This window comes from Aquificaceae bacterium (genome assembly GCA_037481935.1).
Classification (GTDB): Bacteria; Aquificota; Aquificia; order Aquificales; family Aquificaceae; genus Pampinifervens.
Map to the genome: position 1 here is coordinate 37648 of JBBFKQ010000005.1, position 26383 is coordinate 64030.

Consider the following 26383-nt stretch of genomic DNA (forward strand, 5'->3'; position numbering starts at 1 on the left):
TTTAGTGTCTGAAGTGCCTTGTGCCAGTAAGGACCATTGCCATACTGTATTCGTTCACTGCCTGAATGACTTCCCTGTCCCTTATAGACCCACCTGGCTGAATTATGGCTTTTATACCCGCAGAGTGGGCTATGTCCACGCTGTCTCTGAAGGGCAGAAAAGCCTCAGAGGCAAGCACACCACCCTCCATGTCAAAACAGAACCTCTGAGCCTTTGCTATAGCACACCTTAGGCTGTCCACTCTTGAGGTATTCCCCGAACCTATACCAAGAGTTCTGCCACCCTTTGCTATCACCATAGCGTTGGACTTCACATACTTACATACCTTCCAGGCAAAAAGGAGGTCTTCCATTTCCTCTTCTGTAGGATGTCTTTCTGAAACTATCTCAAGCCTCTCATAATCAAAACCGTCTTCTTCTTGCAGTAAATAGCCTCCGCTTATCTTCTTTACATCAAAAGACCTTGAAAAGCCAAGAGCCTGAATGAGCCTGAGATTTTTCTTCTTTGAGAGCAACTCAAGGGCATATTCCGAGAACTCAGGGGCTATAACCACCTCAAGGAAAACTTCACTGAGCCTTTCTGCCAGCTCCTTTTCCACCCTGTCGTTGAAGGCCACAATGCCTCCAAAGGAAGACTCTGGGTCTGAGGAAAAGGCTTTTTCGTAGGCTTCATGCAGGTTTTTGCCAAGTGCTACTGCGCAGGGATTGTTGTGTTTGACTATAACGCAGGCAGGCTTTGAAAACTCGCTCACAAGTCTGAGGGCTGAGTCTGCATCAAGATAGTTGTTGAAGGACATTTCCTTACCCTGAAGAATTCTTGAACGCACTATACCAAGCTCTTCAAGGGGGTTTTCAAAGAGCCATCCCCTCTGATGGGGGTTTTCTCCATATCTCAGGTTCTTTACAAGCTTCGAGGGCAGGGCTGAATACACAGGCACAGAGTCTATCTCAAAGATATCCGCCAGAGCCCGGGATATGAGGGCATCGTAATAAGCAGTAAGCGAAAAAGCCTTCACTGCAAGCATTTTTCTATCTTCCAGTGTGAGCTTTCCCTCTTTTATCTTCTGTGCCACCCACCCATAATCTGAGGGGTCTACCACCACAGCAACCCTGTAGAAGTTTTTTGCGGAGGCCCTTATGAGGGTTGGTCCCCCTATATCTATAAACTCCATAAGCTCCTGCTCCGTGAGGTCTTCTCTCAGCTTTTCTTCAAAGGGATATAGGTTTACCACCACGAGGTCTATGGGCTGTATGCCCAGATTCCTTATCTCTTCCATGTCCTTTTCCACCCAGTCTCTGTAGAGTATTCCTCCATGCACCGCAGGATGGAGGGTTTTGACCCTGCCATCCAGTATTTCTGGAAAGTTGGTGAGCTCTTCCACAGGTTTCACCCTGTAGCCAAGGCTCTGGATAAACCTTGCAGTGCCCCCTGTGGAGATTATCTCGTAGTCTTTCTCATGGAGAGCTTCAAGCAAATTCTCAAGCCCCTCTTTGTAGTAAACAGAAATGAGTGCCCTCATGGAATTAAGATTTTAACACCTCCTGAAGCTATGGCGAAAAAACAGCTAATGCATATGCTATAAAGTAATGGACCTGCAGCAGAGAATAAGGCTTATGTCAAGGCTTGCCAGCTTTGAGAGGGATGGGGACTATCACTTTGAAAGCTGTATTTTTCATGCTTCCACTCCCAGGGGGAAGGTTCCAATCCTGAAGCTCATGCAGACCACCATGTGTGATAAGAACTGCGTATACTGCGCCTTCAGAAGAGACAGGGAGGAAACTGTCAGAATAGCACTCAAACCTGAAGAGGTGGCAAAGGGCTTTATGGAGCTTCACAGGGCAGGAAAGGCAAGGGGCTTGTTTCTCTCTTCGGGCATCTTTGGAAACCCAGAGTTCACCATGGAGAGAATGATAGACACAGCAAAAATACTCAGAGAAAAACATGGCTTTAGAGGATACATACACCTCAAGCTGATGCCAGGAGTCTCTCTGCAGACGGTAGAGGAGGCTGTAAGGGTGGCAGACAGGGTCTCCATAAACCTGGAGACTCCAAAGGAAGAGCGTCTTATGAGCATAGCAAAGGGCAAGAGCATCCTCAGGGACATGTTACCCAAGATAGAGTATGTGGACAGGCTCATAAGAGAAAACAGAGGAAAGAGCCAGATTACCCAGATGATGGTGGGTGTTGGTAATGAAAAAGACGAAGAGATAATAAGGGCTGTTGAATACCTTAACAGACGATTCAGGCTAAGCAGAGTATACTTCAGTGCCTTTTTCCCTGTTAGGGGAACGCCCCTTGAAAACAGAACTCCAGAAAACCCACTCAGGGAGCACAGGCTATATCAGGTGGACTTTCTCATAAGAGAATACGGCTTCAGGCTGGAGGATTTGAGAAAAATTCTCAGGGATGGAAACCTCCCCCTTGAAAAGGACCCGAAGACCGCATGGGCTGAAGCCAACACTCACCTTTTCCCCGTTGAAATAAACACTGCAGATTATGAAACTCTTATAAGAGTCCCCGGGATTGGTAAGGCGACTGCGAAAGAGATAATAAAGAGAAGAGGAGAAAAGAAGATAAGCACGCCTGCAGACCTCAGAGGTATAAGAAACCTCTCAAAGATTCTTCGCTACACGCTGCTTAATGGAAGGAGCTTCCACCAGAGGGGGCTTATTGCCTGAGTATGTAGGAGTAGTCTTCTCTTTCCCTTATAACCCTGTAGGAGCCTTTTTCCACAAGCACCTCGCATGCCCTTGGCCTTACGTTGTAATGGGAAGACATGGCAAAGCCATAAGCACCTGCTGAGAGCACCGCCAGATACTCACCCCTCTCCACAGAAGGTATTTCCCTGTCAAGGGCAAGAAAGTCTCCCGTCTCGCAGATGGGTCCCACCACATCTGTTTTTATGTATGGTCTGTCTTTTTTCTCTACTGGCACTATGTGATGATACGCTTCATACATGGCAGGTCTCACAAGGTCGTTCATGCCTGCATCCACGATAACAAAGTGCTTGTGTCCCTTGTCCTTTATAAATTGGACCTGAGTCAGAAGCACGCCCGCATTGCCCACCACAGACCTGCCGGGCTCCAGTATGAGCCTCGCCTTTACATCCTTCAGCACCGGCAATATTGCCTCTGCAAGGTCTGAAGGCTCAGGGTTTGACTGCTCAGGCTTGTATTTTATGCCCAGTCCTCCCCCAAGGTCCAGATACTCTATCTCAAAGCCTGCCTTTAGAAGGTCGTAGTAGAGCTCTACCACTCTTTGAGAGGCTTCAATGTAAGGAGAGGTGTCCAGTATCTGAGAACCTATGTGGCAGTGGACACCAACCACCTGAAGGTTTTTCAGTCTGGCTGCATATTCATACTCTGCCTTTGCAGTCTTTATGTCCACACCGAACTTGCTCTTTTTCATGCCCGTTGATATGTAAGGATGGGTCTTGGGGTCCACATCTGGATTAACCCTTATGGCGATGCGTGCCTTTTTGCCCAGCCTTCCTGCAATTTCGTTGAGCACATCCAGCTCCATAAAGGACTCCACGTTGAACATGAGTATGTCAGCCTTTATGGCATCCTCCAGTTCGCATACAGTCTTACCCACACCTGCATACACAATTTTTGAAGGTTCAACTCCAGCCCTGAGGCTTGCATAAAGCTCACCACCCGACACTATGTCAGCACCTGCACCCTCTTCCTTTGCAATGGAGATAATGTGAGGATTGAAATTTGCCTTTACCGCATAGCAGATAAGAGCCTGAGGGAAGGCATCCCTGTATGCCCTTATCCTGTCTCTAATGTATGTGCCACTGTAGACATAAAGTGGTGTTCCAAACTCTTCTGCAAGTGCCTTAAGAGATACACCCTCAAGGTAAAGCCCTTCCTTTCTGTATTCAAGATAGGGGTTGTATTCTTTTAACATGGTGGAGTATTATAACCCAGAAGGTGAAGGGCTTGCATCTATTGTAAAGTATACATATTTTTTAAAAGAAAGGAGGTATAGAAATGAGCCTTAAAAGCTTCGCAAGAAAAGAGGTGATTACACTCAGGCCTGATAACATGGTTTATGATGCGGTCAGGCTCATGAAGGAGAAAAATGTGGGAAGTGTGGTCATAGTAGACGAGGATAACAAGCCGGTGGGTATAATAACGGACAGAGATGTGGTTATAAGAGTGGTTTATGATGGACTTGATGTAAAAACCACTCCCCTTGAGAGAGTTATGACAAGGGGGCTTTCCGTTCTTGATGAAGATATGGGACTCTTTGAAGCCCTCAGGTTCATGAAGGACGAGGGCGTAAGGAGGTATCCAGTGGTAAACTCAGAGGGGAAGCTGACAGGCTTCTTTTCACTGGATGATGTGCTTTTCCTGCTTGGTAAGGAGCTGGCAGCGGTTGCAGACATAATAGCCAAGGAAAGTCCAAACCTTTAAGCCCTTCTCTCAAAGGTGATATACCTGACCGTATAGTCATACATGGAAAGGTATGCCAGCAGAAGGGAAATCCAGAGCAGGAAGTTTGCATAGCCGTAGCCAAAGCAGAGGGCTATTAGCGTTAGAAACTCAAAGAAGGCCTTTGCCTTTCCAATGTAAGATGCAGGCATGGCATAACCCTTTTCCACCGAAAGGCTTCTGAGAAAGGATACAGAGAGCTCCCTCACAAGGAGTAGAAGGAAGGGCAAAAGCCCAATCTCGTGGCTATAGAGAAAGTAAGAAAGCACACCAAGGACGAAGATTTTGTCTACTAGTGGGTCAAGAAGCATCCCAACCTTACTCGCCTGATTGTTTCTCCTTGCGAGCCCACCATCCAGCCAGTCGGATATGCCAGCAACTACTACAAGAACTCCAGCAAGGCTTCTTCTGTCTTCCTCAAGCAGGTAAAGGGTGGGAATGAGAAGAAAAAGCCTGAAAAGGGTTATAAGGAGAGGCATGCACTTATTTTATAGCAGATTTTTTACCCTATCCATGGTGTGTAGCAGATAGCCTTCTGGCACATTCAACTCTCTGAAGGTTATGACCCTTTCCCTGAGCAGGCGGGCATCAATGCCGGTAATTTTCTCAAACTCCCTGTATTCAAAGTCAACAAAAAGACTTCCATGTACGAGAAAGGCTCTATTGAGCATTCTCATGGCACAGGCAAGAACCTTCCTGCCCCCGAAGGTAATCTCTCCAAGGGTAGGATAAAAGTAGCAGAAAAAATCTTCATATGCACCCCTGTATCTGCTCATCTCAAATCCCGGATTTATTTCTCTCAGTGCCTGGAGAATAAGATTCATAAAGTTTTTGTATATCTTTGTAAAACTGCCACCCCAGCTCTCCCTAAGCCCTGCGTAAGAAAAGGAGATATCCCAGCCATGAAGTAGAGCACCACCACCCGTGGGTCTTTTTACCACCGGGATTGGAAGTTGGGGTTCTTCCTGAGAATACCCTACGCTCAGGGTAGGCTCAGCCCATCTGTAAAGTCTAAAAGCTGGGCTTCCTGTTTTTTCAGCCATCAACAGATTTTCCCAGTCTTTCTCCATGTTCTCCCTTCCTCTCAGGGCTTCAACATAAGATAAATCATAGGTTTTGGACCTTTCCACGGTTAATATTTTAAAGTTATGCGTTTTGTTCAAAAGCTTCTTCGCAGAAAGGAAAGGGAAGAAGAAAAGCTGCTAAAGGTCACAAGTCCAAAGGGTGAGCTGACCCTCTACCCTGAAGACTTTCTTGAGAAGGACCCGGACGCACGCATAGAGGAGTTCTGGGTGGATGCCATGGATGTTTCCGAAGATGGATACTGGCTCCTTGTGGGGAGGAGGCACGGACTCCTGCAACTCTATGACTGGAGGGGCAGGATTCACAGACTGCCCTCAAGACCACCAGCTCAGGTCGTGACAGACATACTCTTTAGAGGCAGATATCTTGCACTCATAACGCCACCTTATCTGGTTGTTTACCTCCTTGAGGATACGAGGAACCCGCAGACATGGAAAAGCTTCAGAACCACCCAGGAAGGGCTGAGAGCATCCGCAGGACTTGACCTTCAGGGAAATCTGCTGGCCTATGGCGTTGTGGGCGAGAGAATCTATGTTATAGACATATCCGGAGGCTTCGGTTCGGAGGGTCTTGACTTCAAGAGCGCCTTTTCTTACTCAGATGCGCAGATAGGGGAGCTCAGGCTTCTGAGGTTTATAGGCGGGAATAGACTGCTTCTGTCTGGCACAAAAGGGGTTGCCCTTTATGACCTTGGGGGAAAGTTGCTAAGAAGGCTTGAGCATGCCTCAGGCAGGGCAGTTCTCCCTCTCAGGGACAGAGTTCTCCTCTCAGAGAACAGGAGCCTTTTCCTTTATGATACACAGCTTGAGGGGCCCCTTCAGAGCCTGAGCACGCCCATAAACATAGCCCATGTGGATATGTCTCCAGATGGAGACTTTATCTTCCTTGCAGATGCAGAGGAGAACAGGATGGGGCTTGTTTATATGCCAGGTTTTGAGTTTATCCACACTTTTGATGGCTTTGGTTACTCGGTTGTGAGAGTGTCTCCTGACGGGACCATATACACCTGTGAATACAGGGATGAAGAGGATAGAAGGCTTTACAGCCTGAGAAGTATAAGCACAAACCTTACAGACTATCTTTACGATAGAGACAGGCAGTCTCAAATGGTAAAGAGGGCAGAAGATGAACTGAAAAGCCTGAAAAACAGGCTTAGAAAATCAAACAGGCAAGTAGACTTCAAGGAGCTTGAGGAATACAGAAGGCTAATCTCCATGGATGCACCCATAAGAAAGTTAAGGGAGCTGATACTTCAGGCACAGCAAATGGTGGAGGAGGCAAATTTTGAAGCCTTTGTTAGGGATGTGGAGGAAAGAATAAGGCAAGGCAGTGTGAGTGCGGAAGACCTGAGGGAGGTGGAGGCAAGGCTAAAACTGGAGGAAGAAGAAAGAGCCAAGAGGCTGAAAGCACTCAAAGAAAGCCTTGAGAACTACTTCCAGAAAGCCATGCAGGAACACCTGCAGAGGGTAAGAGAAGCAATAAGCAATCTTCATAGCGATGATGTGAGGGACTTTGAAGCCCTTGAAGAGGTAAGAAAGGCAAGGGAGTTTATAAATAGACTACCGGGTGCTTTCAGCCAGCAGGGACAATCTCAGCTCCTCAAGATTTTTCAGGAAAAGATACTTCAGGACAGGTTAAACAGATACAGAATAAGGATTGAAGATTCAAGGGTGATATTTGGTTCTGAGGACTTTCCCAGGTTTTCCGGGGAAAAAAGGAGGCTCAGGTGGAGAATAAAGGTGGAGGACAGAGTTATACTTCAGGAAAGGGTTTACGCAAGGGTAGCCTTTGAAAGAGAGGATGGTGTGCTGGTTGAACCCAAAAGATACCCTAACCTTATTCCTCAGGAGGAGCTGAAGACTCTTCCACTGTGGACAAGAAGATACCTGTCCCACCTTAACGGGCTTTTTTCTTATGAGCCCTACAGGCTTCCACTCTTTGTCTCCTATGAGGAAACTCCATGGTTTGTAAGGAACCTGGAAAGGTTTGCCTCTCTTTTAAAGGAACAGCTCATGTATTCTGAAGGTATTCTTATACTTGAAGGAGACGCCGGCGTCGGTAAGAACTTCCTTGTGGAGGTCTTCTCTGCTCTTACCAATAGACCTCTCTACATCATACCCTGCAATTCAAAAATGGAAAAGGAAGACATAACCTTTGTTTACGAGTTTGACCCCAGAAGGGGGACAAAGAGGGCATACTCAGACCTTGTGAAGGCGCTTCAGACTCCGGGTGCGGTAATATACTTTGACGAGATAAACACCCTTCCTGCAGGCATGGTAAAGCTCTTCAACCCCCTTTTTGATTACAGAAGATACCTCACCCTTCCCACCGGCGAAGTCATAAAGGCACAGAGAGAGGTGGTGCTCGTAGGAGGTATGAACCCTCAGCACTATCTTGGAGTTTCAGAGCTCCCGCAGGATATAAAGTCAAGGGCGGACATTATCTTCATAGACTATCCACCTTTTGAAGATGAGAGGGGTATTTTCCATCCTGACGAGGCAATAATACTCAAGGACCAGGTGCCTGAGCTTTCACGGCTCAGCCTTGAAGAGTTTCTATACCTCTGGCACTGGGTTGTAAACGGGCTCAGAGTCATGCCTGTTGAAGGACAGGAGGAACTGGAAAGACACATCTGGAAAATCTTCGAGCTTCTGAAGATAGCCAATGCAATAAGAAGTGCCTACAGAAGCTACCAGACACAGCAGTCTGAAGAGCCCGTTGACTTTGTGTTTTCCATAAGGGACACTATAAGATGTGCCAGAAGGCTTAACAGGTATGAGAATGTAAAAAGCCTCGTGCTGGAAACAATACTGCCAAAGGTTGGCTCACCCCTTGAAAAGGAAATAATAAAAAGCATAGTGGAAAGAGTATAATAGAGTTAATGGCAAAGAGGCTGATAGTTCTGTCCTCAGAGGAGCTGTTTATTTCCTTTTTAATAGATGGAGACACCACTTACAGGATAAGCGCTGAACCAAGGGGAGGGCAGAGGCTCTTAGAGAGCATATTCAAAGGCAGGGTAAAGAGGCTCGCAAGGGGTATGGACGGCGTCTTTGTGGACATAGGCATGGGTAAGGATGCCTTTTTACCACTCAGAGGCGAGAGCTACAGGGTGGGGGACAGCCTGATAGTGCAGATGGTGAGGGAAGTTGAAGGTGAAAAGGGAGCAAAGCTCACTACAAACATAAAGCTGGTGGGAAAATATCTCATTTACTTTCCCAGAGGCAGGGATATAAAGTGCTCCAGCAAATTACAGGAGGAGGAAAAGGAAGGCCTCTGCAGCCTGATGGAAAGCGAGCTTAAAGAGGAGGGCGTCATAATAAGAAGCTCTGCCCTGAAGGCAGACCCGGAAAGCATAAGGGGGGAATTACATAAGCTCAGGGAGCAGTGGCAGTGGGTCCAGAAGAAGGCAAAAGCCCTCAAAAAACCCCAGATAATCCTTGAAGAATACCCCAGCTACATAAAGCTCATAAGGGACTACTGGCAGGAGATAGAAGAAATTGTCTCAGACAACACAGTGGTATGGAACAACATAGCCTCCTTTCTTGAAGAATTTGAACCGGAGTTGCTCAAGAAGAACCTTTACCTCAAGGACCCTACAGTCTATGTGCACAAATACAGGCTTTACGATACTCTTAAAGGTATATTTAACAAGGTGGTATGGCTCAGGGGTGGTGGATACATAGTGATAGAAGAAACAGAAGCCTTTACCATAATAGACGTGAACAGTGGAGAACCCGCCGGTTCATGCCATGAAGAGAACGCACTGAAGACAAACCTTGAAGCGGTAAAGGAAATAGCAAGACAGATAATACTCAGAGATATAGGTGGTATAATTCTTGTTGACTTTATAGACATGAAAAAACAGGAGAACAGGAACCTTGTCATAAACAGTATGCTTTCAGCCTTTGGAGAGGAGGCATGCGGTATCACCATATATGGCTTTACTAAGCTGGGTATTCTGGAGCTATCAAGGAGAAAAACAGGCAGAAGTGTAACAAAGACCCTTTCAGAACAGTGTCCTGTCTGTTCCGGCAGAGGCTACATAAAAAGTTCATCTCTTTTCCTGCTTGAGCTTCAAAAGGAGCTTCCCCCGCACCATCAGAGAACCATTGAGCTGCAGGTGCATCCCCTCAGATACGAAGGCGTGAGTAAAGCCCTGCAGGCAAAAGGACTCATGCACGTGCGGCTGAGTAAAAACCAGGAAACTGGTATAAACACATACAGCATAAGCCATGCGTAAACTTCTGGTTCTTCTTCTACTCTTGCTGGTTGGCTGTGCCAAGATGACGGAGGAAAAGAGGGCAAGGCTTGCAGTAGAGAGCTATTCTCAGGGTATGTCTGCCTACGCAAGAAAGGATTACAGAGAAGCCATAAGCAAGCTCTCGGAAGCCCTCAAATATTTAGAAAACCTGACACCAGAGCAGATAAAGTCTGCAAAGTATGCCATAGGGGAGAGTTATTACCTCCGAAAGGATTACATAAATGCCATAGTTTACCTTGAGGATTTTCTCTTCTACTATCCAGAAAGTCCGGAAGCGGAGAAGGTATACTTTATGGTGGTGGAGAGCTACATGAAGGTAGCACCCGATGCATACAGAGACCAGAGCTACACCCTCAAAGCCATAGACAAGGCGAAGGAGTTTCTCAGCAAGTATCCAAACAGCCCTTACGGAGACAGGGTCATGGAGCTCATAGACAATGCACAGACAAAAATAGCAAGGCACGAATACCTTATAGGCAGGTTCTATGAAGACTTTGGCTACTACTATTCTGCCTCACTCAGATACAGAAACCTTCTTGTGAACTTTCCACAGCAGGTCTCCGAAGCAGAGGTTCTCTACAGGTATATAAAGTCCCTTCTCCTTACGAGAGAGCAGGCAAAAAGACAGGAGTTAAAATACAGAAAATGGATAGAATCTGCAAAAAAGGAGCTCAGCTCCACCAGGTCCGAGGATGACAGAAGGGCAATACAGAAGAGAATTGATTTCCTGACAGGGGAGATAGAAAGGTGGAAAAACCTGGCGGATACAAGCCGTCAGGAAGGGCTAAAACAACTGGAAACATACAGACAGGTATATGGAGAGAACCTTTACTATAGAGAACTTAAAAAGTATGCAGGACAGTAGGGAGCTCTTAAAAAGGTTGAAAAATCTGTTAGAGGAAAAAAAGGCTGAGGATGTAGTAATTCTTGATGTTTCAAAACAAACGAACATAGCAGACTACTTTGTGATAGCCACAGCAAACTCTGCTGTGCATGCAAAAGCTCTTCTAAAACATCTTACCGAAGAGCTTGAAAAGATGGGTATCAGACCGGACCATGTGGAAGGTGCTGAAGATGCAAACTGGATACTTCTGGACCTTATTGATATAATAGTTCATGTGTTTTTAAGGGAGTGGAGGGAATACTATGACCTTGAATGGCTCTACTCCAGTGCGGAGAGGGTAAACCTATGAGTGTTGTAAAACTGCTCATACTTATAGCCCTTCTGATAATCTTCCTCCTCTTCATAGCTCAGAACGCTGCCTATGTGGAGGTCCGTTTTTTTTATATAACCTACAGCATACCAATGTTTGTGCTTCTGCTTTCCAGCTTTGCCCTTGGCTTCCTGTTCCCTTCCCTCTACTTTCTTCTGAGGGAAGCGGTGATAAAAAGGCGGCTTCATGGACTGGAAGAGGGCCTGAAAGAGCTATCAAGGGGCTATCTTGGCAGGGCGGAGAGACTGCTCCTTTCCGCCGGAAAATCCCTTGAGGCAGTAAGGTGGCTTGTGGCAGAGATTATGGGTGAGCAAGGAAGGCTTGAGGAACTCAGAAGCTTTAATGGTGCATCCTCCGCCAGCGTAGGGGAGATTATGCTTAAGGAGGGAAGACTGCAGGAAGCCGAAGAAAGGTTTCTTCAGGCACTTTCCAGGGATGCTGAAAACCTCAGGGTTCTTAAGGGGCTCAGAGATGTTAATGCCTTAAAAGAGGACTGGGAAGGGGCCCTTGAATATGAAGAAAAGGTATTTGACCTGTGCGAGCGATGGGAAAGGGAAAAACAGAAAGGTGTCAGGGCTGAGATTATGACCATGCTCTACCTTAAAAAGGGGGAGGAAAGGCTCATAGAAAAGGCCCTTGACCTTAACCCCTCACCTTTTGTCTACTCGGTTTACATAAGACACCTTCTGTCTCAGGACAGGCTAAAGGATGCCAGAAAAAGCTGGGAAAAGGTTTTTTCTCTGGGATATCAGGAAGAAGTGCTCTGGAACCTCCTTGAAGATGAAGAAGGACTCACAAAATTGCTACCTGTGGTGGAAGCAAAGGCAGAATCCATAGACCCCAACATTCTCTCCATGGTTTACATTAGGCTCAACCTCTTCAGCAAGGCAAGGAGTCTGGAGGACAGGCTCAAAGCTCCATTAAAGGCCCTCCTTTACAGCTCTCAGTCTCACAGGGAACAGGACAGGTATTGCCTGCATAGCCTGAAAGAACTTTTAAGACCCTTTGTATGTTCTTGCGGAAGGGCTTATAATACTTACAGACCTTTGTGTGCCGGGTGTATGAAATGGGGAGAGATAAAGTTCAGGAGGGAACTGGATGCTGGTGGACCTTGAAAAGAGACTGATAAGACTCAAAGTAGTATACTACGGGGTGGCACAGTCCGGTAAGACCACAAACCTTGAAAAGCTTTCAGAAAGAGAGGGACTTAGCCTTATGAAGATAGATACGCAGGAGGAGAAGACACTTGTCTTTGATTTTGCCACAAAGAAGGTAAAGGTTGGAGACCTAACCCTTTCCTTTGCCCTCTATACAGTCCCGGGTCAGGATATATACAAGGATATAAGGCTGACAGTTCTGAGGGGCGTTGATGGAGTGGTGTTCGTGGTGGACTCCCAGAAGGAAAGGCTCAATGAGAACATAAACTTCTACAGCCTGCTGAAGGCAGACCTTCTCCGTATGGGTAAGGACCCTTCAAGTGTCCCCGTAGTAGTCCAGTATAACAAGCTTGACCTGCCAGAAGCCATGGACTACAGGGAAATGGAGAAGACGATAAACATAGAAAACTATCCATCTGTCTGTGCAAGTGCCATAAAGGGAGAAGGAGTGTTGGAAACCTTCAAGATTCTTGAAGATTATCTCATATCAAGGGTAGAAAGGATGCTCCTATGATATCCGGATACCTGAGGTCAGGGCAGGACCTTGTAGACCTTCTAAACGGATGCCTCTTTAACAGGGTCGGCACACTTGACCTTTTCCTCGGTGTAAAGGTAGTATCCCTATACACGGATAGGGGGCTAATAAAAGGTTTCAAACTAAGTGATGGAGATGAGGCAACTGCTGAGAATAAGAGGTCCATGCTTCTTTATCACCTTTCTGAATTTATGGAAAATCCTGAAGCCTTTTTCACCTTCAGGGAGGGTAAGAGAGAAAACATCCTCCAGCTTGAAGACCCTGTATCGGTGGAGGAGCTTGTGCTTCAGCTTCAGCTGGTTCATGGTGAACTTAAATCCCTTATGGAAAGAGTAATAACCCCCATGGCCGTTGTCAGGATAGTAAAAAATTTTGAGGAGGCAGGTTTCTACGATGGCAAAAACATCTATCAGATACTTGCCAGTTCAAAGAACAACCTGGTTGAGGAAATAAGAAAGCTAAAATCTCTCTTTTCAGGTGGTTATCTGGATATAAACCAGTTTTACAACCCTGAGCTTCTGAAAGAGGAAATAAAAATAGAATACCTCATGAAAGGCGTTGATGCTGATAGAGTAAACATCATAACACTTCTGGAGAGCTTTCATTTCAGCAAGTTCAGCGGTATTGTTCAGATAATGGGCGGTGATTTTGAGTTTGAACTCTATTACAAGAAGGGCAGATTATCTGCTGTATATCCTTATAATTCAGAAGTCTTTGACTTTTTCCTGACGCCGAGAAGTAATTCCCTTCTGAATGTGATAAGCATAAGCGGAAGCACTCTTGACCTGCTTATGCTGAAACATTCTGAGGAAAAGGTGGTAAGCGGGCTGTCCGGATGTTTCATAGAAACAGGAAAGATACTCATAGGTATGGGTATGGAGGGCAGGACGGGTATGATAACCGTATATTCGGAAGGCTCCAGAACTCATATCATTTACAGGGATGGATTGCTTATGGGTATTGTGGAAGATGGCAGTGAAGGCTTGAGATTGGTCAAAAGTCTGCCAGTTGAAAGGATAGAATGGGTAGATATTGCCTTTTACCAGCCCATGGACAACATAAGAAATGTTATCCATCAATTTCTGCTCAATGCCATATACGGCATAATTTTAAAGCACGCAGGACATCTGAACCATCTAATACTGGCACAGTTAGCATCTTCGGATGTTTTAAAATACCATGAGGGTGTTATACTCTACAGAAGAATGCCAAGAAGCGAAGAGGAAGTTTTTGGTTTTCTGCAGTTTCTACTGGACCTCAGCTACAACATGCTGGGTAATGAAAGGTTAGAAAGGGAGCTGGAAATAGCTCTTGAGCCTTACAGGGATATATTGAAAATTCTGAAGGTAGAGGAGCATTTGGTGCTACCTGAAGTATGAGGGTTCTGCTTGTTGAGGATGACCAGCATATTGGCACCATGCTTGTGGAGGGCTTGAGCCACGAAGGGTTTTATGTGGACTGGGTAAAGGACGGCTATTCGGCCATAAACAGCATACTTGAAAAGGACTACGACCTGGTGCTTCTTGACATCATGCTTCCAAAGATGGATGGGCTCAGAGTATGCAAAAGGATAAGGGAAATAAGAGATATTCCCATAATAATGCTGACGGCAAAGGGTCAGCTTGAGGATAAGGTGGAGGGACTTTCCGCAGGTGCGGATGACTACATAACAAAGCCCTTTTCCTTCAAGGAGCTTCTGGCAAGAATCGGTGCAGTTCTCAGAAGGTATAGAAGAGAGGGGCCTGACCTTTTAAAGGTGGGTGAGCTGGAGCTAAGGCTAAAATCCTTTGAGGTCTACTACAGAGGGGAGAAAATACCTACCACCCAGAGGGAGTTCAGGCTTCTAAAGCTTCTTGCGGAAAGAGCAGACAGGGCGGTAAGCAGGGAGGAGATATATTCAAAAATCTGGGGCTACTCCTACGGAGAGGGGTCAAACGTAGTGGATGTTTACATAAAAAACATAAGGAACAAGCTAAAGGACAGGGAACACAGACTCATAAGGACGGTGAGGGGATACGGCTACATGCTTACCTCAGAGGATGTCAGTAAGGCTTAAGGCTCTACTACTTTTCTTCAGCCTCTACCTTGGAAGCGTTGTCCTGCTTTCCTTTTTCAGCCTTATGGTGGTGAGGTCAACCCTCTACAGATACATACTTCACTACATGGAGTATCAGATAAACCCCCTTATAGAGTTTTACAGAAACTACTACAAAAACCCAGATTACTACGCAAAGCTTCTTTCTGAGGATGTGGTCTCAAGGGAGATAGCCAGCCTTCTTGTGGATAAGAAGGGTAGAGTGGTAAACATAGAGGGTTTCCTTGAAGGTGAAGTGCCAGAGGTGGACAGAAGAGAGATAGAGGACATGTTAGGGTCAAAAAGAGGGATAGGAAAGGGCTACGCCTTTATAGTAAAGAAGGTTGGGGATTACCACCTAATCCTTCTTGGAAAGCTGGACAGTATAAGGGAAGTGGAAAAGCGTATCCTCCTTTTTACCACAGTGCTACTTCTCATGGTTTCCTTGCCTGCCTCCCTCCTTGCCGTTTATTTTATAAACAGGCTTCTGAAGCCTCTGTCTTATCTTACGGAGGTCTCAAGACGCCTCTCAAGAGGAGAGCTGGAACTGGAGATAAAAAGAAGCAACAGGAGGGACGAATTTGGTCTGCTTGAGGAAGCCTATGCCAGCATGGTGGAGAGGCTAAAAAACATAATTCTCTGGCAGAGGGAGTTCATAAGAAACATTGCCCATGCCCTAAAAACACCTCTTACCTACATAAAGGGACAGGCAGAGCTGTTGCAGATGGGTGCATACAAAGAGGAAGAGCTCAGAGAAGTATACCGCAATATACAGCTCCAGTCTGAAAAGATGGCAAAGCTCATAACACAGCTCACCACCATAATGAGGCTTGAGTCTCAGGTTCCGCTCAGGGTAGAAGAGGTCAGCGTAAACCAGCTCTTTGCAGAGCTTGAGGAGGAGTATGAGTTTATCAAGACCGAAAGGAACTTCAGAGTAGAATACCTTGATGAGGACAGAGTTCTTCATGTGGATAAGGAATACTTCAAGATGGCCCTCAGAAACCTGATAGAGAACGCATACAGATACACAAAGGAAGGTGGAAGTATAAGGCTTTACTTCAGCGAAGGTTGCGTGGTTGTTGAGGACAAGGGCATGGGCATGGAACATCCCGAAAGGGCGGGAGAGCTTTTCTACAGAGAGGCAACGGACAGAGAGGGTTCAGGGCTGGGGCTTTCCATAGTTAAACTCATCGCTCAGAGGAGCGGCATGGACATGAGGGTGGAGAGCAAGAAGGGGGTTGGCACAAGGGTGAGCCTGTGCTATAATTTTAAATTATGAGGAAATTAACAACTTTTATAGTTCTTCTGCTCACCTTTGTCTTTTCCTGCAAAAAGCAGCACGAGTTCTACGGCCATATCTTTGACCAGCCTGCTTACAACTTTGAGCTTATGGATCAGAACGGGAAGAGAGTAAAACTTTCGGACTTTACAGGGCAGAAAAAGATAGTCCTACTCTTCTTTGGATATACCCACTGCCCGGATGTATGCCCGATGGCACTTGAAACCATGGCGAAGGTTATGAAAAACCTTAAACCTGAAGAGGCAAATAGAGTTCAGGTTCTCTTCATAAGCGTGGACCCAGAAAGAGATACTCCAGAGGTCCTAAGAAGCTATGTTCCCTACTTTAACCTCACTTTCATAGGGTTAACGGGAACTGAAGAAGAAATCAGAAAGACTGCAAAGGAATACAAGGTCTATTACAAAAAGGTAGAGGGCGAATCTGCTGGTGGATACCTTGTGGACCATACGGCAACCATATACCTCGTTACCCCTGATATGAAGATAAAGCTTCTTTACACACCGGCAAAACAGGAGCCTGAGAAGATGGCGGAGGACATAAGATTCCTGCTGAGGAGCTCATAAGGGAAACCTTTGCCAGAAATGGCTTTGAGCTGTCCGAGGGGCAGGTTGAAAGCTTCAGGATTTACCTGAAAGAGCTAAAGAGGTGGAACAGGGTTCATAACCTTACCGCCATAAGAGAAGACAGAGAGATAGTCCTCAGGCACTTTTTGGATTCCCTTACACTGAGCCTGTGCTTTGAAGAGAAAGGCATAGAGGTTGACGGCCTTTCTGTGTGTGATGTGGGCAGTGGTGCCGGCTTTCCAGGAGTTCCACTGAAGATATACTATGGAGACAGAATAGAGCTTACCCTTGTGGAGGCTGTGGCAAAGAAGTGCTCCTTTCTGGAGTATCTGAAGACAAGGCTTGGTCTTGAATACAGAGTGTTCTGCAGGGAGGCTCAGAAACTACAGGAAAGTTTTGACCTTGTTGTATGCAGGGCTTTTGGTAAACTGGAGAATATAATGCCCCTTCTGGAAAGGCTATCCAGGAAATACATTATGGTGATGAGAGGGGCGGAGCCTGCTCATGGGTATGAGCACTGCAGAATAGAGCTTCCAGATATTAAAAGCTATATCCTTTTTCTTGCAAAGAGGAGATAGCCAGTGTGTGCAACCATGGTATCCTGAGGTCTCAGCCTTTCGGGATTTGCTTTGTAAGGTCTGTGAAGTATTTCTAAGACCTCAAGATTGCAGAATAAGCTTTGCATGACTCTCAGGAGAGCACCTACCTGATTGGCTGTAGGCAGAATGGCTGCAAGGGGGGCACCTGGCTTGAGAACCTTCCAGACCTTCTGCACGTACTGAACTGGGTCTTTAACATCCACAAAGACTGCGTCAAAAAACTCTTCTTCAAGCTCTGCAAGCATAAAGTCAAGGTTTTCAATCCTCACATTTTTACAGAGACCAAACCTTTCCCAGTTTTTCCTTGCAAGCCTGTAAAAGTCCTCCCTTACCTCATAAGCCCATACCTCACCGGCAAGCTGAGAAAAGACCGCAGTAGATGCACCACTTCCCACGCCAAACTCAAGAAGTCTCTTCTCCTCTGAGAGTCCTAGCCTGAAGGCTATGTAAAAGCTGTCCTTGGGATACACTATCTGAGTTTTTCTCTGAAAGCCAAGAAGTATTATGTCCTCAAGAGCAGGGGCAAGAAGGCAGAAGCCGTTAACTACCTCACCTGGGCTCTTTCCCAGAAGGTCTTCAAATCTCACGCTCTTTTCCCTGAAGCTCAGACTTAAGCCCTTTGTGAGAAGTCTCAGATACCTCCTCTCTTCGTGAACAAGTAGAACATAGTCGCCTTCCCTGAAGGTCATCTCAGCTCCAGTATGGCCCTTCCCAGATTATAAGATGCTACTGAGTATTTTAACGCATACTCGTAGTCTCCCACCCTGTAATTCTCTCTTGCAACCTGATAGAAAAGGAGCTGGTAGGCGTATAACTGAGGATGCTTTTTTGAATACTTTCCAGTTTCGTTTAGAAGCAAAGATGCTCTCCTCAGTCTCTTGCTGGCAACCACTCTGTCTTTTCCAAAGCCCTCAGGGAACCTTATGTTTTCAAGAGCCTGCAGTATCTTGTCCGCAGACCTTCCGGCTTTTCTGTCCCCTCTTTCGCAAGCCGCGTTTATCAGGCTTTCTGCTTCTCGCATCAGGTCCTCGTATATCATGTCCTCCTTGAGAGCAAGATACCTCACCCTTAGCAGTGGACATTCTTGAGCGTATACCTGAAAGAGCATAAAAAAAAGCAGTAGCCAGAACACGGTAGAGTTATTATAATATTAGCATAGGCATGGTGCTTGGTTTGCTGAGGGTAGAGCTCTTCTTCCCTGAAAATGGGTCTCTCAAGGAGAAAAGGCATCACCTCAGGTCCATAAAGGACAGGGTCAGGTCTTCTTTTAACGTATCCGTTGCAGAGGTGGACCATCATGACCTCTGGCAGAGGTCAAGTCTTGCCTTTGCATGCCTTGCCTTTGAAAGGTCTATAGCGGAGGATACTCTTATGGGAGTAAAGAAGCTTCTTGAAAGACACTACCCTGAATTCATAGTGGACTTGAAAACCGAGTATCTGAAGTTCTAAAAACCCATACTGGCATAGGAAACTATGGAATCTGTGGGCTCTTCGTAGTATGCCCTGTAGTCAAAAAGCTCACCCTTCTGAAGCCCTGCTTTTCTGAGCATGTGTGAAAAAACCAGGTTTGCATAATGTCCGTCTATACGAGTGGGGTTGTTGGTGCTCTTGAGCAGTTCAAAGGCATCCTCAGCCCTGATATCCTGCAAAAGTCCAAGGTATTCCCTGTCCCTGAAGGAGGGGTCATAGCTCTCTGGGTCTCCAAACTTTCTTCCCACGTGGCTCAGGTCAACGCTTGAGATAATGAGCGTATGTGGAAGTTCTCTGTCTACTATCCTGAGGAGGTTTTCTGCAAGCCCCTTCAAAAATTCCTTTTCACCGTAGGAGATAATCAGGGCTAACGCCTCTGCCTCTGGAAGGAGCATCTTTACATAAACTGATGCAAACTCTATGGAGTGTTCCTGCCTGTAAGAGAGAAGGTCATAGGTTATGTCAAAGTTGTAAAATTTCTGCAGTTTTTCAATGAGGTCTTTTCTCGTATGGAGAAGTCCGAAAGGGGTCTCCATATGTAAAGGCAGCGCAGAGAAGGGCATCTCGTGCCAGTAGTGAGATACACCCAGTATTATCACCAGTCTCTTATCAGCCCTGATCCTTCCGTAAGCTTCCCAGTAAGTTTCCTTTGCAACTCTTATGTCCATATGAGGCGCCATAAGACCCAGCATTTCCCTCTTTTCCCTTTCTCCTCCCGTTAGAAACCCTCTGCACTCTTCCATATCTGCAGGGTAGACCTCGCCCACATGGGACATTGGCCTTATACCTCTCCCGAAAATCTCCCTACGAAGAGAATCAACAGCCCTCCTGAATCCAACCCCATCCAGAAGTAGACTTCTTTCGAGAGTCTGTATAAACTCAAGAAGCTCCTGCTCGCTGATGAGCACGCCCGTCTGCCTGAAAAACTCAGCCCTTATGTCTGCAAGCTCCCTTGAGCCATCCATTAGGGAAAGCAGAAGCAGGGCATGGTAAGATACAAGAAGACCTCCGGATATACCCAGCGGGTCTCTCAGCCAGAAAGCTCCATCATGGGGAACAACTTCCAGTGCTCTGACTCTGGGCTTCATCCGAATATGAAAATCTCTTCTTCCCTGAACTTTCCGTCAAGCATTTCCCAGCTTCTGTAAGAAACCACCTTGCCCTTGCTCACAGAGAGTATTATGTATGAAAAGCCCTCAAAAGCCCTCTCTTCATCAAACTGAGAGGGCCTGTCTGGATGGTCCGGATGGGAATGGTAAACGCCAACTATCTCAAGTCCGAACTCTCTTGCCTTTTTCTCCGCCTTCAGGTAGTCCTGGGGTGCTATCTCATATCGGTCTTCCTTCCTGTCAGGGTTTGCGTTGGGTGTTTCAAAGGCACCGAAGACAGTTCGCATATCCCCCTCCACCTTACCAAGAAGAAGCCCACACGTCTCATAGGGATAGTCCCTCTCCGCCTGTGCTATTATCTTCTGCAGTGCGGAGCCCTTAATCCTGAGCATGCTCACACCATTGCATACTGGGTGAGAAGTTCTGCTATCTGAACCGCGTTGGTAGCCGCACCCTTTCGTATGTTGTCCGCCACAACCCATAGGGAAAGTCCTGGTTCAAAGACCATGTCCTTTCTTATTCTTCCCACAAAGACTTCATCCCTTCCTGCCACATCAACCGGTAAGGGGTATTCACCCTTCTCGGGGCTGTCCATGAGCACTACCCCCTTAGCCCCTCTGAGAATTTCCCTCGCAGCCTCTGGAGAAAGCTCGGACTTCAGCTTAAGGCTTACAGCCTCAGAGTGTCCGTAAAGGACTGGAACCCTCACGCAGGTTGCGGATACCCTTATATGAGGGTCATGGAGTATCTTTCTGGTTTCGTTGAGCATCTTGAGCTCTTCCTTCGTGTATCCGTTTTCCGTAAAGAGGTCTATCTGGGGCACCACGTTGAAGGCGATTCTCTTGGGCAGTGCCTTTGCTGGGGGGAGTTCTCTGCCTTCACACCATGCTCTGGTCTGTTCCTGAAGCTCCCTTATTGCCTTTGCACCTGCACCGGACACAGACTGATAGGTGGAGACCACAATAGCCTCAATGCCTGCCACATCGTATATGGGCTTGAGGGCAACCAGCATCTGTATGGTGGAGCAGTTGGGGTTGGCTATTATACCCCTGTGCTCCTTTATGTCATCAGGGTTTACCTCTGGCACCACAAGGGGCACATCCGGCTCAAGCCTCCATGCGGAAGAGTTGTCTATGACCACAGCACCGTCGGAGGCAAACCTCGGAGCATACTCCCTGCTTATGGAAGAGCCAGCAGAGAAAAGGGCTATATCTATCCCTCTGAAGTCTGACCTTTTGTTTAGAGCCTGAACCTTGAGCTTTTCACCCCTGAAGCTTAGCTCAAGCCCTTCAGACCTTTCTGAGGCAAAGAGCAGGAGCTCATCCACCGGAAAGTCCCGCTCTTCCAGAACCCTGAGAAAAGCCCTTCCTACCTCACCCGTGGCACCAACTACAGCTACCCTATATCCCATGAGTATAATTATAAGCCATGTTTTTAGTCTTTATCCTGCTTGCTCTCCTGAGCCTTCTGCCAAACCTCCACAGATATACCTTTAAGAACGAAGAGTCTCTACGCACGCAGATTGCCTTTGAGATGTGGCATTCCGGACATTACCTTCAGCCTACACTTTTTGGCGAGCCTTACTTTAACAAGCCCCCTCTTTTTAACTGGCTTATAGTTCTTTACTCCCATATAATCCCCTGGAGTGAGCTGACAGCTAGAGCTGTAAGCCTTACCTCCCTCACTCTCTTAACGCTGCTTGTGGGGGTTTTTTCCTACTACCTTTTCAAAAACATAAGGCTTTCCCTTCTCTCTTCCCTCATATTACTGACCTCTGGAAACATTCTTTTCTTTTACGGATATCTTGCGGAGATTGACATTACCTTCAGCCTTTTTGTTTTTCTCGGCATGTTTTTTCTCTACCTGTGGTGGGAAAGGGCTTCCTTTATGTTTGCCCTTTCTGCAGGTCTTGTTTTTGGTATCTCCTTTATGTTAAAGGGGCTGCCCGCCTACGCCTTTATGGGTATATCCATGATATCCTTTGCTCTCTACCGCAGGGATATAAGATACTTGATGGGAAAGGGGGCAATAGCCATATATCTTTTCTCTCTGATAGTCCCCGCCCTCTGGCTGGTTCAGCTTGCAGAGCCAGTGGAATACATAAAAAGCCTCTGGAGGGAGAGCTTTAGCAGAGTGGGGGGTGAGTTTTCACGGCTAAGCCACATGCTTTTCTACCCCCTGATAAACTTCAAAGACCTTCTTCCGTGGAGCCTTCTGTTCTTGCTTTCCCTGTGGTATGGCAGAAAGGAGCTCACCTTTCCCTCTCAGATCCAGCTTCTCACCCTCCTTTTCTTGCTTAACTACCTTCCATACTGGATATCCGACTCTTCAGGAAGATACATAATGCCCCTTTATCCGCTTCTGGCAATAATTTTTTCCTACTACACATACAGGGCACTCAGCTCTGAGCTATTTAAAAGACTTCTGCTCTTTACTCTGGTCTCTGTAATACTTCTCAGGCTTCTTTATGGAATTTTCTTCTTTCCCTACGCAGAGAATAGGGAGAGCTCAAGGAAGAGGATAGCAGAGAGTATGGCAGGATATGTAAGCATGAGAAGCTCCATAGCTTGCCAATGCCAGGAAGAAAAGTCAGTGTGTCTATACCTGGGCATATGGAAGGGTGAGCCTCTCAGGTTGCTCACAAAAACCAGGGACCCTGAATACTCCGTCACGTGCGGGGAGCATATGGGCATTCTTATTGCAGAATACAGGCTTAGGGGAAGGACCATAAGACTTGAAAAACTCAAACACTCTCTTTCGGCTGCGTTAAATTATTAAGACATGGACATTAAGCCGGAGCAGATATACAGCCTTGAAGATAGAGTGCTTGTGGACATAAGAAGTCCCTCTGAGTATGAGGAGTTTCACATACCGGGTGCTGTTAACCTGCCCCTCTTTGAAGATGAAGAAAAAAAGCTCATAGGGCTCGTATACAGAAGTGAAGGGGTGGAGAAGGCTAAAAATCTTGGATATGAGATAGCAGGCTCAAAGCTGGAAGTTCTATTAAGAAGGTTCAGGGAACTAAAGGAAAGGCACGGGCATGTGGTGGTCTACTGCTGGAGGGGTGGATTGAGAAGTCAGGAGCTTTGCAGGTTTCTCAGCTCAGTGGGCCTGGAAGTTCTCAGGCTGGCAGGAGGCTACAGGGCATACAGGGAGTTTATACTGAGGGATATGGAAAGGCTGTTAGAAAACAAGAAGTTTGTGGTGCTTACTGGCAGGACAGGGGTGGGGAAAACGCTCCTGTTGAGAAGACTGAAAAAGGATGGCTACCCTGTTATTGACCTTGAAGGGCTTGCAAAAGACAGAGGCTCAGCCTTCGGAAGGGTGGGCATAGGAGAAAGGGTCAGTCAGAAGATGTTTGATGCCCTGCTTTATGAGAGCCTTCGCAAGATTAGCTCAGACCTCATCTTCACCGAGGATGAGAGCAGAGTAATAGGCAACATACATCTTCCACAGGCTTTCTGGAAGAAGAAGGAAGAGGGCATATACGTAGAGGTTCATGCCTCACATGAAAGGAGAGTTAAAACCCTTGTGGAGGAGTATACCGGCTTTGATGGTTGGCAGGAAGAGGCAAGAAGGTCTCTTCTCAAGATAAGGAAATACCTTGGAGAGGGTAAATACTCAATAGCTCTCGAGATACTGGAAAAAAATATGGCAGAAGACCTTGCAGAGTTTCTCATAAGGGAATACTACGACAGAACTTACAAACTTCACAAAAATACCCTTTTCAGGCTTGATTGTAATGACTTGGAGAAGTGCTATGAGAATCTGAAGGAGCTATATTCATGCCTTCTTAAGGAAGGGGTAGCTCCTGAGCCTTGCAGGTAGCCTTCTGTTTCTAACCTGCACATGGACCTCAAGACCTTCAATCCTGAAGTCCACAGACACAAAGCACAGGGCTATGCCTTTCTGAAGATTTGGGGAGAAGGTGCCACTGCTCACATAACCTATTTCCCTGTCTTGGTAGAAAATTTTGTATCCTTCCCTTGGGACACCTCTCTGAAGAATTTCAAGACCAAAGAGCCTCCTTTCCACCCTCCTTCCGAGAAGTGCCTCTTTTCCGATGAAGTCCTTATTCAGGCTCACATACCTGTCAAGGTTCGCCTCAAAGGGGCTTATATCCTCAGAAATCTCGTGCCCGTAAAGGGGCATACCCGCCTCTATTCTCAAAACATCCCTTGCACCCAGCCCGCAGGGCATGCATTCCATAGATATCTCCATGAAGAGCTCTACCCCCTCCTTCAGGGGTGCATAGACTTCAAAACCGTCCTCTCCCGTGTAGCCCGTGCGTGATACTAGGGTGTTTCCAAAAAGCTGAAAGCTGTAGTATTTCATGTCCTTCACGGGAAAGTATCTGTCCAGCAGTGAAACTGCCTCAGGTCCCTGAAGGGCAAACTGCACCCACTCTTTGCTCATATCCTTTACAGAAAGACCATTTTCTTTCAACCATGCCACCACCTTCTCTCTGTTGCCTGCATTTACACACATAAAAAACTCCTCTTCGGAGAGCCTGTAGAAGGTTATATCCTCCTTTATTCCACCCTCAGGATTGAGAAAGAGATTGTAATGAACCTTTCCAACCTTTAACCCTTCTATGTTTCTGGAAGTCAGATACTGCAACTTGTCAAAGCCATCAAAAATCAACAGCCTTCCCATATGGGATATGTCAAAAAGACCACAGGAGTTTCTGACAGCTCTTGCCTCTTCTGCTATTGAGGTGTATTCCAGGGGCATCTCCCATCCTGCAAACTGGAAAAACCTTGCACCAAGGGCTCTGTGCTGAGAGTAGAGGGGTGTTCTCATATTAAAATTTTAGCCTATGCTCAACAGATACATTCTTCTCAACCACATGAAGACCTTTCTGCTCCTTCTTATGGTTCTCATGGGTATACTCTACGTCTATCTTGTAGGTGAGGTTCTGCTCCTTTTCAAGGACAAAAGCCCCGATGTTCTTCTCACTTATACGCTTAACTTTTTGCCTACGGCCTTCTTCTATTCAGGCGCTTTTGTGAATGCCCTTGCGCTGCTTGTGGCTTTCAGAAGACTTTTTCAGAAGAAAATAGACCTTCTCCTGCAGAGCTTTGGTATCTCACCTCTGAGATTTTTTCTCTGGGTTCTGCTTTTTTCCCTTTTTCTTTCATTTCTTAACCTTCTGGGCAGTTTTCAGCTATACCCGGAAAGTCAGAGAAAGCTCTTCAGCATAGAGAAGGAATACAGGAAGGCAAAAGAAACGGAAAGCGGAATAGTTAGAAATCTATGGCTTACAGAAGAAGAGAAGGGAGGGGTAAACTTTTACAACTTTGAACTTGTGGACCTTTCCACGGGTAAGGTGCACGGGTTCTATCTCCTCAAGGTTAGGGAAGGGTCCATAAGGCAGATGGTTACTGCCAGCGCAGGAAGATGGGAAGGTAAAAGACTGGAGTTTTCTCAGGCGAGCCTTAGGGACCTTGCCACTGGAGAGGAGAAGGTTCAAAAGTTTACCACTGACTTTCTTGAGCTTTCCCAGATAAGGCCACTCGCTGAAAAGCCAGAACACCTTTCCATAGGGGATGTTTTTATCCTGAGCCTTCTAGGCGAGAAAATAGGCATTAACTACAGACAGTATGCCTACGAACTGGCAAAAAGGGTGCTCACTTCCTTGCTTCCCCTCTCTATGAGTCTTATAGTTGGCTGGGTTTATATAAGATGGCGACAGCTAAGGCTTGGGCTCTTTGCCCTCCTTCTGTCTTTCTCCTCTCACTGGTTTTTTATAAATGCCATGAGGTCCATCATAGAGAATACGGACCTGAACCTTTACCTCACATACCTCATATACGTGCCCATACCTCTTGTGGCTTTAAAAGCACTTTACGATTTGGGAAAAGGCTTCAGGGTCTAAACTGGCACCACCCACAAGCAGTCCATCCACATCCTTCATTTTCATAAAGTCCACTGAGTTTTTGGGGTTGACGCTACCGCCGTAGAGAACCCTTGCCCTGTCAGAATGCTGGGGGTTTATCTGATAGAGCAGGTCTTTTATAAAGGCATGAACCAGCTGTGCATCCTCCGGGGTAGCGGGGTTTCCCGTGCCTATTGCCCACACGGGCTCGTAGGCTATATCTATGCTGTCCGTGTAGCCCTCAAGGCCAGAAAGGGCAAGCCTGACCTGAGCCTCCACCACCTTGAAGGTAAGCCCTGCCTCTCTCTCTTCAAGCCTTTCACCGACACAAAGCACAGGCCTTATGCCTGCCTTCAGGCAGGCAGTCAGCTTTCTGTTTATAAGCTCGTCAGACTCTCCAAATATCCACCTTCTCTCTGAATGTCCCACTATAACATAGGAGACTCCAAGTTCCCTAAGCATATCAAGAGAGACCTCACCTGTAAAGGCACCCTTAGGCTCATAATAGCAGTTCTGGGCGCCGAGCTTTATGTGGGTTTCTCTGAGCATATCCTGCGCCACGCAGAGGGAAGTAAAAGATGGACAGATAAGTATCTCCCTGTCTTTTATGTCTTCAACGAGGGGGATGAACTTCTTTAGATACTCCCCTGTTTGAGAGGGTGTGAGGTTCATCTTCCAGTTTGCTGCTATGAGCTTCATCA

At 46.6% G+C, this 26383-nt stretch carries 28 protein-coding genes; 17 read left to right on the forward strand and 11 right to left on the reverse strand.

What is annotated here, in order from left to right; all coding sequences use genetic code 11:
• Nucleotide 1: 1 nt before the first annotated feature.
• On the reverse strand, nucleotides 2-1519 hold the full coding sequence (purH, locus tag WHS43_05630) for a bifunctional phosphoribosylaminoimidazolecarboxamide formyltransferase/IMP cyclohydrolase (GenBank protein ID MEJ5339116.1): 1518 nt from the start codon (nucleotides 1517-1519) through the stop codon (nucleotides 2-4).
• Nucleotides 1520-1586: 67 nt separating this feature from the next.
• On the opposite strand from purH, the gene WHS43_05635 reads away from it, so the two are divergent.
• The gene (locus WHS43_05635) at nucleotides 1587-2678 is read left to right on the forward strand and encodes a radical SAM protein (protein ID MEJ5339117.1); all 1092 of its coding nucleotides are present in this window, start codon (nucleotides 1587-1589) and stop codon (nucleotides 2676-2678) included.
• Here WHS43_05635 and lysA read toward each other — a convergent pair.
• Nucleotides 2668-3912, reverse strand: coding sequence for a diaminopimelate decarboxylase (gene lysA, locus WHS43_05640; protein ID MEJ5339118.1), 1245 nt, complete (start codon nucleotides 3910-3912; stop codon nucleotides 2668-2670). The genes WHS43_05635 and lysA overlap by 11 nt on opposite strands.
• A gap of 83 nt (nucleotides 3913-3995) precedes the next feature.
• Here lysA and WHS43_05645 point away from each other — a divergent pair, with 83 nt between their 5' ends.
• On the forward strand, nucleotides 3996-4421 hold the full coding sequence (locus tag WHS43_05645) for a CBS domain-containing protein (protein MEJ5339119.1): 426 nt from the start codon (nucleotides 3996-3998) through the stop codon (nucleotides 4419-4421).
• Here the strand turns inward: WHS43_05645 and WHS43_05650 are convergent.
• Together WHS43_05650 and WHS43_05655 are read right to left on the reverse strand one after the other, a co-directional pair.
• Nucleotides 4418-4918: a CDP-alcohol phosphatidyltransferase family protein gene (locus tag WHS43_05650; GenBank protein MEJ5339120.1), complete on the reverse strand. Its 501-nt coding sequence runs from the start codon at nucleotides 4916-4918 to the stop codon at nucleotides 4418-4420. The genes WHS43_05645 and WHS43_05650 overlap by 4 nt on opposite strands.
• Nucleotides 4919-4927: 9 nt before the next feature.
• Complete coding sequence (locus WHS43_05655) at nucleotides 4928-5509, reverse strand: lipoate--protein ligase (GenBank protein MEJ5339121.1); 582 nt, start codon at nucleotides 5507-5509, stop codon at nucleotides 4928-4930.
• A gap of 78 nt (nucleotides 5510-5587) precedes the next feature.
• On the opposite strand from WHS43_05655, the gene WHS43_05660 reads away from it, so the two are divergent.
• Genes WHS43_05660 through rsmG form a run of 11 tightly spaced genes read left to right on the forward strand, consistent with a single transcriptional unit; the run spans nucleotide 5588 to nucleotide 17204 of the window.
• The gene (locus tag WHS43_05660; protein ID MEJ5339122.1) at nucleotides 5588-8395 is read left to right on the forward strand and encodes an AAA family ATPase; all 2808 of its coding nucleotides are present in this window, start codon (nucleotides 5588-5590) and stop codon (nucleotides 8393-8395) included.
• Between the two features lie 8 nt (nucleotides 8396-8403).
• Complete coding sequence (locus WHS43_05665) at nucleotides 8404-9762, forward strand: ribonuclease E/G (protein MEJ5339123.1); 1359 nt, start codon at nucleotides 8404-8406, stop codon at nucleotides 9760-9762.
• The gene (gene bamD, locus WHS43_05670) at nucleotides 9755-10648 is read left to right on the forward strand and encodes an outer membrane protein assembly factor BamD (GenBank protein ID MEJ5339124.1); all 894 of its coding nucleotides are present in this window, start codon (nucleotides 9755-9757) and stop codon (nucleotides 10646-10648) included. The genes WHS43_05665 and bamD overlap by 8 nt, the downstream gene beginning before the upstream one ends.
• Nucleotides 10635-10976, forward strand: coding sequence for a ribosome silencing factor (gene rsfS, locus WHS43_05675; protein ID MEJ5339125.1), 342 nt, complete (start codon nucleotides 10635-10637; stop codon nucleotides 10974-10976). The genes bamD and rsfS overlap by 14 nt, the downstream gene beginning before the upstream one ends.
• The gene (locus tag WHS43_05680) at nucleotides 10973-12112 is read left to right on the forward strand and encodes a lipopolysaccharide assembly protein LapA domain-containing protein (protein ID MEJ5339126.1); all 1140 of its coding nucleotides are present in this window, start codon (nucleotides 10973-10975) and stop codon (nucleotides 12110-12112) included. Before rsfS ends, WHS43_05680 begins: the two co-directional genes overlap by 4 nt.
• Complete coding sequence (locus WHS43_05685) at nucleotides 12096-12668, forward strand: ADP-ribosylation factor-like protein (protein MEJ5339127.1); 573 nt, start codon at nucleotides 12096-12098, stop codon at nucleotides 12666-12668. The genes WHS43_05680 and WHS43_05685 overlap by 17 nt, the downstream gene beginning before the upstream one ends.
• A complete protein-coding gene (locus WHS43_05690) occupies nucleotides 12665-14068 on the forward strand; it encodes a hypothetical protein (GenBank protein MEJ5339128.1) in 1404 nt (467 codons plus the stop codon). The genes WHS43_05685 and WHS43_05690 overlap by 4 nt, the downstream gene beginning before the upstream one ends.
• Complete coding sequence (locus WHS43_05695) at nucleotides 14065-14745, forward strand: response regulator transcription factor (protein ID MEJ5339129.1); 681 nt, start codon at nucleotides 14065-14067, stop codon at nucleotides 14743-14745. Before WHS43_05690 ends, WHS43_05695 begins: the two co-directional genes overlap by 4 nt.
• On the forward strand, nucleotides 14729-16042 hold the full coding sequence (locus WHS43_05700) for a HAMP domain-containing sensor histidine kinase (GenBank protein MEJ5339130.1): 1314 nt from the start codon (nucleotides 14729-14731) through the stop codon (nucleotides 16040-16042). Before WHS43_05695 ends, WHS43_05700 begins: the two co-directional genes overlap by 17 nt.
• The gene (locus WHS43_05705) at nucleotides 16039-16626 is read left to right on the forward strand and encodes an SCO family protein (GenBank protein ID MEJ5339131.1); all 588 of its coding nucleotides are present in this window, start codon (nucleotides 16039-16041) and stop codon (nucleotides 16624-16626) included. The genes WHS43_05700 and WHS43_05705 overlap by 4 nt, the downstream gene beginning before the upstream one ends.
• A 29-nt stretch (nucleotides 16627-16655) precedes the next feature.
• Nucleotides 16656-17204, forward strand: a complete 549-nt coding sequence (gene rsmG, locus WHS43_05710; protein MEJ5339132.1) for a 16S rRNA (guanine(527)-N(7))-methyltransferase RsmG — start codon at nucleotides 16656-16658, stop codon at nucleotides 17202-17204.
• Here the strand turns inward: rsmG and WHS43_05715 are convergent.
• Together WHS43_05715 and WHS43_05720 are read right to left on the reverse strand one after the other, a co-directional pair.
• Nucleotides 17174-17914, reverse strand: a complete 741-nt coding sequence (locus WHS43_05715) for a tRNA (adenine-N1)-methyltransferase (protein ID MEJ5339133.1) — start codon at nucleotides 17912-17914, stop codon at nucleotides 17174-17176. The two genes, rsmG and WHS43_05715, sit on opposite strands and share 31 nt — an antisense overlap.
• A complete protein-coding gene (locus tag WHS43_05720) occupies nucleotides 17911-18333 on the reverse strand; it encodes a hypothetical protein (protein MEJ5339134.1) in 423 nt (140 codons plus the stop codon). The genes WHS43_05715 and WHS43_05720 overlap by 4 nt, the downstream gene beginning before the upstream one ends.
• 53 nt (nucleotides 18334-18386) lie before the next feature.
• Between WHS43_05720 and WHS43_05725 the strand changes: the two genes are divergently transcribed.
• On the forward strand, nucleotides 18387-18674 hold the full coding sequence (locus WHS43_05725; GenBank protein MEJ5339135.1) for a DUF503 domain-containing protein: 288 nt from the start codon (nucleotides 18387-18389) through the stop codon (nucleotides 18672-18674).
• Here WHS43_05725 and amrB read toward each other — a convergent pair.
• The 3 genes from amrB to asd are packed head-to-tail and all read right to left on the reverse strand — an operon-like array spanning nucleotide 18671 to nucleotide 21215.
• On the reverse strand, nucleotides 18671-19783 hold the full coding sequence (gene amrB, locus WHS43_05730) for an AmmeMemoRadiSam system protein B (GenBank protein MEJ5339136.1): 1113 nt from the start codon (nucleotides 19781-19783) through the stop codon (nucleotides 18671-18673). The genes WHS43_05725 and amrB overlap by 4 nt on opposite strands.
• Complete coding sequence (locus WHS43_05735; GenBank protein ID MEJ5339137.1) at nucleotides 19780-20196, reverse strand: M67 family metallopeptidase; 417 nt, start codon at nucleotides 20194-20196, stop codon at nucleotides 19780-19782. Before WHS43_05735 ends, amrB begins: the two co-directional genes overlap by 4 nt.
• 2 nt (nucleotides 20197-20198) lie before the next feature.
• Nucleotides 20199-21215, reverse strand: coding sequence for an aspartate-semialdehyde dehydrogenase (gene asd / locus WHS43_05740; protein MEJ5339138.1), 1017 nt, complete (start codon nucleotides 21213-21215; stop codon nucleotides 20199-20201).
• Nucleotides 21216-21232: 17 nt separating this feature from the next.
• Here asd and WHS43_05745 point away from each other — a divergent pair, with 17 nt between their 5' ends.
• Nucleotides 21233-22582, forward strand: coding sequence for a glycosyltransferase family 39 protein (locus tag WHS43_05745; protein MEJ5339139.1), 1350 nt, complete (start codon nucleotides 21233-21235; stop codon nucleotides 22580-22582).
• Nucleotides 22583-22585: 3 nt separating this feature from the next.
• Nucleotides 22586-23632: a tRNA 2-selenouridine(34) synthase MnmH gene (gene mnmH / locus WHS43_05750; protein ID MEJ5339140.1), complete on the forward strand. Its 1047-nt coding sequence runs from the start codon at nucleotides 22586-22588 to the stop codon at nucleotides 23630-23632.
• Here the strand turns inward: mnmH and gcvT are convergent.
• The gene (gene gcvT / locus WHS43_05755) at nucleotides 23588-24607 is read right to left on the reverse strand and encodes a glycine cleavage system aminomethyltransferase GcvT (GenBank protein MEJ5339141.1); all 1020 of its coding nucleotides are present in this window, start codon (nucleotides 24605-24607) and stop codon (nucleotides 23588-23590) included. The two genes, mnmH and gcvT, sit on opposite strands and share 45 nt — an antisense overlap.
• 16 nt (nucleotides 24608-24623) lie before the next feature.
• Here gcvT and WHS43_05760 point away from each other — a divergent pair, with 16 nt between their 5' ends.
• Nucleotides 24624-25682: an LptF/LptG family permease gene (locus tag WHS43_05760; protein ID MEJ5339142.1), complete on the forward strand. Its 1059-nt coding sequence runs from the start codon at nucleotides 24624-24626 to the stop codon at nucleotides 25680-25682.
• Here WHS43_05760 and tpiA read toward each other — a convergent pair.
• Nucleotides 25641-26381: a triose-phosphate isomerase gene (tpiA, locus tag WHS43_05765; protein ID MEJ5339143.1), complete on the reverse strand. Its 741-nt coding sequence runs from the start codon at nucleotides 26379-26381 to the stop codon at nucleotides 25641-25643. The two genes, WHS43_05760 and tpiA, sit on opposite strands and share 42 nt — an antisense overlap.
• Between the last annotated feature and the right edge of the window lie 2 nt (nucleotides 26382-26383).